General features: G+C 70.0%; 6 protein-coding genes, 1 other RNA gene and 2 pseudogenes. 5 read left to right on the top strand and 4 right to left on the bottom strand.

The annotated features are described in order from the left end of the window. A pseudogene (locus ACQKIP_RS34340) lies at positions 1-588 on the bottom strand (AIPR family protein); the annotation flags it as partial. On the opposite strand from ACQKIP_RS34340, the gene ACQKIP_RS34335 reads away from it, so the two are divergent. Both ACQKIP_RS34335 and ACQKIP_RS34330 read left to right on the top strand, forming a co-directional pair. Beyond that, the gene (locus ACQKIP_RS34335) at positions 494-790 is read left to right on the top strand and encodes a hypothetical protein (protein WP_365852425.1); all 297 of its coding nucleotides are present in this window, start codon (positions 494-496) and stop codon (positions 788-790) included. The pseudogene ACQKIP_RS34340 and the gene ACQKIP_RS34335 overlap by 95 nt on opposite strands. Positions 791-948: 158 nt before the next feature. After that, entirely contained in the window at positions 949-1596 is a 648-nt protein-coding gene (locus tag ACQKIP_RS34330) for a hypothetical protein (protein ID WP_365852423.1), read from the top strand. Between the two features lie 768 nt (positions 1597-2364). Here ACQKIP_RS34330 and rnpB read toward each other — a convergent pair. Beyond that, positions 2365-2774, bottom strand: an RNA gene (gene rnpB, locus ACQKIP_RS34325) — RNase P RNA component class A. 55 nt (positions 2775-2829) lie between these two features. Beyond that, a complete protein-coding gene (locus ACQKIP_RS34320) occupies positions 2830-3399 on the bottom strand; it encodes a Uma2 family endonuclease (RefSeq protein WP_365853418.1) in 570 nt (189 codons plus the stop codon). A 223-nt stretch (positions 3400-3622) separates the two neighbouring features. Between ACQKIP_RS34320 and ACQKIP_RS34315 the strand changes: the two genes are divergently transcribed. Together ACQKIP_RS34315 and ACQKIP_RS34310 are read left to right on the top strand one after the other, a co-directional pair. Continuing rightward, positions 3623-4450 carry a MerR family transcriptional regulator gene (locus ACQKIP_RS34315; RefSeq protein ID WP_365853416.1) on the top strand — a complete coding sequence of 276 codons (828 nt, stop codon included), beginning with the start codon at positions 3623-3625 and terminating at the stop codon, positions 4448-4450. Next, positions 4447-5346, top strand: a complete 900-nt coding sequence (locus ACQKIP_RS34310) for a hypothetical protein (protein ID WP_365852421.1) — start codon at positions 4447-4449, stop codon at positions 5344-5346. The genes ACQKIP_RS34315 and ACQKIP_RS34310 overlap by 4 nt, the downstream gene beginning before the upstream one ends. Before the next feature lies 1 nt (position 5347). On the opposite strand, the gene ACQKIP_RS34305 is transcribed toward ACQKIP_RS34310, so the two are convergent. Continuing rightward, positions 5348-6790, bottom strand: coding sequence for an RNB domain-containing ribonuclease (locus ACQKIP_RS34305; protein ID WP_365852419.1), 1443 nt, complete (start codon positions 6788-6790; stop codon positions 5348-5350). A 349-nt stretch (positions 6791-7139) separates the two neighbouring features. On the opposite strand from ACQKIP_RS34305, the pseudogene ACQKIP_RS34300 reads away from it, so the two are divergent. After that, positions 7140-7360 (top strand): annotated as a pseudogene (locus ACQKIP_RS34300) (hypothetical protein); the annotation flags it as partial.

Genomic DNA, 7360 nt, shown 5'->3' with positions numbered 1-7360 from the left:
GATCTGATCGTGGAAGTCCGCGGCGTACAGCACCTCCACGCTCATGCGGGCGCCGTGCTTGTTGAACTCGTGGAGAGCGTTGTCGAGAACCTCGCGTGCGGGCGGAGAGGGCTCCACCGTGCCCATCAGCGCGATGACCAGAGTGGCACGCTCGTTGACGATGAACGGCCTGGCCTCCAGGGCGAGCGCGCCGGCCCGTTGGTTGAACTGGTCGTACAGCTCGTTCTCGATCCGGTTCAGGCCGTCAACCATCGCCTTGGCGGCGCCCACGTCGAAGGTCGCCGCGCCCTTGTCGCTCCACTTCGCCTGGACGAGCAGAGCTTGTCCGCTCTCCGGAAGAGGGGCGATGGCGTCCATCCCCTGGTCCGCGATGCCGTCCGTCACGAACCGGGCCGCCTCGGCAACACTGCATTTGGCCAAGCGTCGTACCGCGAGGGCTGCAAGGGCGCGGGAGAGGAAACGCTGTTCGTAGTTGTCGCCTCGGAAATGGGCGATGTCACTGTCGTCTATCACCCCGTCGAATGTCTCGTGCAGTTGCTCACGCACCTGCGTGACCTGGCGAGGTGTATCCGCCCCCGAGGTGGCCATGGATGGTTGCCTTCCCACTGGTGGTGTCTTTTTGCCGGCCTACGCCTGCGTCTTGATCCCTGAGCCGTTGCCACGCTGTCGGAGGCTGAAGTCCACGACCAGCAAGGCAACACCAGCCGTGTCGATCGTGGCCTCCACCCAGTCCAAGGCCACGTCGAAGGGCACGCCGCTCGCGCCCAACCAACCGTCGCGCACCAGCTGAGCGAAGTGGGTCGGTACCAGGTGGCGGGCGAGCACGCCCAAGGAAAGGCCGGTGCGACCGATCTCCCCCGCAGCCGAGATCGCTGCGGCGACCTGGTCGTAGGGGTAGATCGCGCCGGGGCTCGTCCGGTGCAGAGCGGCGGTGAAGGGCACCGGATCATGAATGCGGAGAAAGAGAGGGTCGTCGAGCAGGCTGTAATCGTCGGCGCTCCGCCGGGTGCGTCTCGGCAGACGGTGAACACGGCTACGGAACTCGTCCAGACTCTGCCGGGCGTCAGGCGAGAGGAACCCATCCGGACCAGGACGAACGTAGCGCAGCGCGACGAGGGTCCCGGTGTCAACGTGGTAGTAGTAGGCGTCGAGGGAACCCTCTCCACCGTCCACCACCCAATTGTCGGTTATCGACGTGGCCTCGAAGTCATAATTTCGGTTACCACCACGACTCGCGAACGTTTGGACGACGGTCTCGCCGATGCCGCTGAACCTCTCCGCTGCCCGCCCGCGGATGTCGTCGAACATCGGCTGAACCGGAGTCCCGACAAGCCCTCTGACAAAGGCCGCCCGGGCGGCTGTCCTGTCCCAGAGACGTACCTCCGGGAAATCGCCCGGCTCCAACCCCGCTATCTTGGCGAAGAGCAGAAGAGCGTCACGCTCGTCACGCCAGCGAAGCTCCCCCTCGCTCCAGCCTTCGGCGTCGTCCAACAAAGGCATCAACGCCTGGACTTCGGCCTCGACTTCAGGGGAGATCTGTCGGAGATTGGCGAATACGGTGTCTGCGCCGACCGTAACGGGACCGGTTTCCGGTAAAGACTTGGAGAGCGCCACGTCCCGCTCGCCACCAGCGCACCAGAGCCCTGAGACGGGCACCAAGTCTCGGAGGCGTCGCGTACGGGTGACGACGACCTTCCGGTCTCGGTCGGTCTCACGAGTCGGGCGCACGATACCCAGCCCCCAGATCCGCTCCGGTTGCTCCCCGCCGCCTTCGTCACCCGGCTGGCCAGCAGGGGCAAGCAGAATCGCGAGATGTGACTTGACCTCAGACCAGTCACGGCAGGATTGGGAGTAGGACCTCTCTTTGGTGCGGTCGTCTTCGAGCAGACGAAGAAAGTCCTTGTCAGGACGCAGAATCGCCAGCCGCGGCGATCGCGTCGAAGACGGGGAATCCACCCGCCTGGGTTGTGCGAACGTCATCCACTCCCCCGAACCGCCTGCCATCACACCGAGCCAGGCTCAGGGGGATGGTAGCGCGCTAGCTCCAGCTTCCGACTCACACGTCACCAGTTCTCACCGCCCCGGCTGGCTCCTTCGCTTCCCTTCCCACCCCCGGATACGTCTCGCGCTCGGGCAAGGCGGGCTGTAATGCACGGAGAAACACCGCAGACCAGTGATCAGGACGATTTTCCACAGCGGCCGCGGGTGGCTACCTTGGTGGCTACGTACGTAGCCGTGAGATCCCGTCTGGAACTGGTGTGAACCGGGCTTGGGGTCAGCGCCCCTCAACCGCAAAAGAAGGGCCTCCGACTTGGAGAAATCCCAGATCAGAGGCCCTTTCCAAGGCAAAGCCGCGAGTGGCGGCAGACGAGTCGGGCTGTACGCCGGGTTCTGTCGCCCGGTCGCCTCGCGGCGGCCGGGGAGACGGCCATCCATCTAGGGTCCGCATTGCTGCGGACCTCGTGCGGTCTACCCGCGGACTCGGGCGGGCAGCCCTCGATCATCCGCGCAGGGCCCCGTCTCCGAGGCCCCTCTTGACCTTGCTCCAGGTGGGGTTTACCTAGCCGCCTGAGTCACCTCAGGCGCTGGTGGTCTCTTACACCACCGTTTCACCCTTACCGGAGACCAGAGCCTCCGGCGGTCTGTTTTCTGTGGCACTGTCCCGCGGGTCACCCCGGGTGGCCGTTAGCCACCACCTTGCCCTGTGGAGCCCGGACGTTCCTCGGGAAGACCCCCTGGTGAGGGAGACTCCACGCGACCGTCCGCCCGGCTCGTCTGCCGTGCCGCCCATGCTACCCGCCGGGCGCCGCAGCTCCGCGCCGCGGATCCTCAGTCGAACTCCGCGGTCTCCAGGTCGAAGCCGAACGGCTCGGGGAGGGCCATCGCCTTGCCGAAGGGGAGCGTGCAGTGCTCGCGGTAGTCATCCCCCTCCGGGTCGCGGAACAGCGTCACCGAGGAGCCCTCGCGGTCGATGAGCAGGTAGAGCGGAATGCCGCCGCGGGCGTAGCAGCGGCGCTTGGCTTCGCGGTCCACTTGCGGTCTGGTGTGTGTCACCTCGACCGCCAAGGCAACGCCCTCGCATGGCATCCAGGAGTCGGCCCCCCGGAAGAGTCGCAGCTCCGTGGGGGCGATCGTGCCGTCCGGGATGACGTGGTTCGTCGGGCAGTCGTCCCCGCCCCTCAGCTTCAGACCTTTGTTGCCGGAGAAGCACATATCGGTCCCGGAACGCCTGTAGACCTGTCTCACGACCAGCCCGAGCAAGTGCTCGTGATCCCCGTCCGGCGGCGGCGTCACGACAATCTCCCCCTCGATCAGCTCCGCCCGGAAACCCTCCGGGGCGTCCAGGGCCAAGAAGCCCTCCAGCAGGATCTCTGCCCGTGTGACTGATTCATGCGCCATGGCAGCCAAGTCACGCCCCCCTTCCTCCGTCGCTCGCAAGACCCTCGTCAGACTGCGGCACCGCTCGATCCGCCGCCCAAGAGATCCGGAGGCGTTCCCTCGATAGTGGACGAGGAACACGCGCGGGCGTCAGGCTTCGCCCGCCCGGCGGGTCCCGGCCCACGCCGCTTGACCTTGTCGCAGCGTCAACGTTTCTACTGGGGTCATGAACGGGACGAGCGGGATGCGGATCGGGGAGCTTGCCGGGATTGTCGGGGTCACGACGCGGACCATCAGGCACTATCACCATCTCGGGCTGCTTCCCGAGCCCGAGCGGCGGGCCAATGGGTATCGGGCCTACGGGCTTCGGCACGCCGTCGTGCTCGCGCGGATCCGGCGGCTCACCGAGCTCGGGCTCGGGCTCGCCGAGGTGCGGGACGTGCTCGCGGACGACGCGGGGCGCGAGCTGGTCGAGGTGCTCGGCGAGCTTGACGCCGACCTCGCCCGGCAGGAGGACGCGATCCGTGAGCGGCGGGAGCGGCTGCGGGTGCTGCTCGACGGCGCGGAACGCGGGGTGCTGTCCGCCGAGGGGCCCGTCTCCCCCGAACTGGGTGAGTTCTTCGCCGAGGTGGCCCGCTCCACCGCCGAACGCGAGGGGCCCGAGTCCGTGATGGCCGCGAGGGACCGGGAGCTGCTGGCTCTCATCGACACGACCGCGCCGCCGGAGGACCGGGACAGGCTCCTTGCGGCGATGCGGCCCGCGCTGGCCACGCCGGGGGCGGTGGAGCGCGCGAACGAGGTGTACCGGTTGCTCGACGAACTCGCGGACACCGACCTCGCCGATCCGCGTACGGAGGCGGCCGTCGACGAGGCCGCCCGCGCGCTCGCCGACGCGCTGCCCGACTCCCTCCTGGACGACCTGGACACGAAGGGCGTGCAGGCGGTGGCCGACGGGCTCGGCCGGGGCGGCGACGACCGGTTCCTCGAAGCCTTCTTCGCCGACTTCGCGCCCGCGCAGGCGGAGGCCGTACGCCGCGGGATGCGGCTGCTCATGGAAAGGGGTGCACGATGAGAGGCCGTGGACTGCACGGACTGCACGGACTGCACGGACTGCTGCGGGGTATCGCCTGGGTGCTCATACCCGCCGAACTGGTCCTTCTCACCTTGCTGCTGGCGGGGGTCTCGCTCCCCTCTGACGTGCTCCTGGGCGTGGAGGCCGTCGCCGTGACGCTTCTCCTCGTCGAGGTCACGGGACTCGCGTTCCTGTACTGGCGGGGCGGCAGCGCGGCGGTCAGGGAGGTCGTGCCGGAGCCGGTGCGCAGGATCGTCGGGCACGAACTGCGGGTGCTCGGCAGTCTCGCGCTGTGGGTGACCCGGCGGCGGCACGGCGTACGGCAGGGGGACCTGGCGTTCGGGCACGCCCGCGATCAGGCCGCGATGATGTACGGCATCGTCTTCGTCTCCGTCGTGGAGACCGTGGGTCTTGCCGTGCTGCTGCGGAACTGGCCCGCCGTCCACGCCGTGATGCTCTTCGTCGACGTCTACAGCGTGGTGCTGATGCTCGGCATCCACGCCGCGTCCGTGACCCGGCCGCACGTGCTTTCCGCCGACGCGCTGCGCGTACGCAAGGGCGCCCACCGGGATCTGCTGATACCGCTGGAGCGGATCGCCTCGGTCAGCGGTGAGCGGCGCTTCACGCACGAGCCCGCCGACGGAGTGCTCGACCTGCCCGTCGCCGCGCAGACCTCCCTCACCGTGGAGCTGACGGAGCCCGTCACGGCGGTCGGCCTGCTCGGCAAGAAGCAGCAGGTGACGACGGTACGGCTGCACTCCGACGAGCCGGAGAAGCTTCGGGCCGCGCTCAAGCAGGCCCTGGAGCTCAGGCGGGCCCCGGCGAACGAGCAGTCGCGGGAGATCGAGCAGGCCCAGGAGATCGAGCAGGCCCCGGAACTCCAGCAGACCCCGTAGCTCACGCGGGCGCGAACCGCACCTTCGCCGCCCCTGGATCAGCCTGTGTGAGCCGCACCCGCAGCCGCTCCCCCAGCGGGAGGCCGCCCGTGCCGCCCTCGATGCGGGCCACGATCGCGGGGTCGGTCAACTGGACGGTGCCGACGTCGGGCGCACGCTCCTGGACGTCCACCACCACCGCGTCGAAGAGCTCGCCGACCCGGTCCTCGAGCAGCGCGGCCTCGACGAGGTCCACGCACTCGCGCTCCACGGTGTTGCCGCGCCGGGTCCCGTCCGCCATCTCCTTGGGCAGCTCGGGCAGCGCGGCGAGCACCCACTCCGGCGGCTCGTCCCCGGCGGCCGCCGCCAGGCACAGCTCGGCGGCGTAACGGTCGACGAGGCGGCGCAGCGGGGCCGTGCAGTGGGCGTAGGGCGCGGCGACGGCGGCGTGCGTGGTGAGCTCGGGGACCTCGCCGCCGCTGAACGCGGTGTAACCGGCGCCGCGCAGCAGCGTCGTGCACTCCTGGAGGAACGCGGCGTGGTGCGGGCGGCGCGGGTCGAGGGAACGGACCAGCTGGGCGTACGGGACGTGGTGCGGCCAGTCGATGTGCAGGGCCTTCGCGGTGCGGCGGAGCCTGCCGACCGCGCCGTCGGGGGCGGTGGGCAGGGTGCGCAGGATGCCGTTGCCCGACTGGATCATGAGCTCGGCGGCGGCCATGCCGGTGAGCAGGGAGATCTGGGCGTTCCAGCCGTCGGCGGGGAGCGGGGCGCGGAAGTCGAGTTCGTACGACCCGTTCCTCTCGACGATCTCCTGCTCGGGCACGTTGAGGGAGATGCCGCCGCGCTCGACCTCCAACTGCTCGCGCAGCCGCCCGATGTCGGCGAGCAGCGCGAGGGCCTCTTCGGCGGTGCCGCCGTCGATGGCCCGCTGCACGCCGTCGTAGTCGAGCTTGGCGCGGCTGCGGACTAGGGCGCGGCGTACGTCGGCGGCGACGGTGCGGCCCTCCGCGTCGAGGTCGATGGTCCACAGGGCCGCCGGGCAGTCCTGCCCCGGCAGGAGGCTGGCCGCGCCCTCGCTCAGCGAGGTGGGGTGCAGCGGCACCTTCTCGTCGGGGAAGTAGAGGGTGGTGACCCGCCGGTGGGCTTCCGCGTCGAGCGGGGCGCCGGGCGTGACGTACGCGGCGACGTCGGCGATGGCGTACCGCACCCGGAAGCCGCCGCCTTCCCGCCGCGAGAGGTGCATGGCCTGGTCGAGGTCGACGGAGGTGGGCGGATCGATGGTGAAGAGGGGGATGCCGGTGGCGTCGTACGCGGGAAGCCGTGGCGCGGCGAGGGCCCGTTCGGCATCGGCGAGAACATCCGGCGGGAATTCCCCGGGAACGTCCAACTTCGCACGCAGTTGCCGCAGCACGCCCCGCAACGGAGCTTCGGCTGCGCCGGTCACGCTGAGATGACGACGTGGCATGGGTCGAGCGTAGGCCGCGGGGGGCGGGGCGGCACGGTGGAGGGAGCGGGGCGCGACGCACGCCGCGGAGGGGGCAGAGCTCTGCGTACGGCCCTCGCGCACCACTCAGTCATGCGGGCAGGCATGCGGGCGGGCGGGAGACCCGCCGCCGGGCCGCGGACGTGAGCACCCGCTGCCGGGTGTGCGGACGGCAAGGCGTCACCGCGCCGCCGCGGAGGGGCGGCAGCGAGCACCGCCGCCTGACTCGGCGCGGTGCGTCACGCGCCGCCGCAGGCGGATCCCGTTCCCCGGGGCGATTACCCTGGCGCGGGGCCGCATCCCCCACCCCGTTGCCCTCCGAAGGAGACCCATGCTCGTCCTGCTGCCGCCCTCCGAAGGCAAGGCGCCCTCCGGCCGCGGAGCCCCCCTGAAGCCGGAGTCGCTCTCCCTGCCGGCGCTCGCGGACGCGAGGAAGGCGGTTCTCGACGAGTTGGTCGACCTCTGCGTGGCGGACGAGGAGAAGGCCCGTGACATCCTCGGCCTGAGCGAGGGCCTGCGCGGCGAGGTCGCCAAGAACGCCGAGCTCCGCAC

It is taken from the genome of Streptomyces sp. NPDC059900 (genome assembly GCF_050270335.1).
Lineage (GTDB): Bacteria > Actinomycetota > Actinomycetes > Streptomycetales > Streptomycetaceae > Streptomyces.
This window is presented reverse-complemented; position numbering and strand designations above follow the sequence as displayed.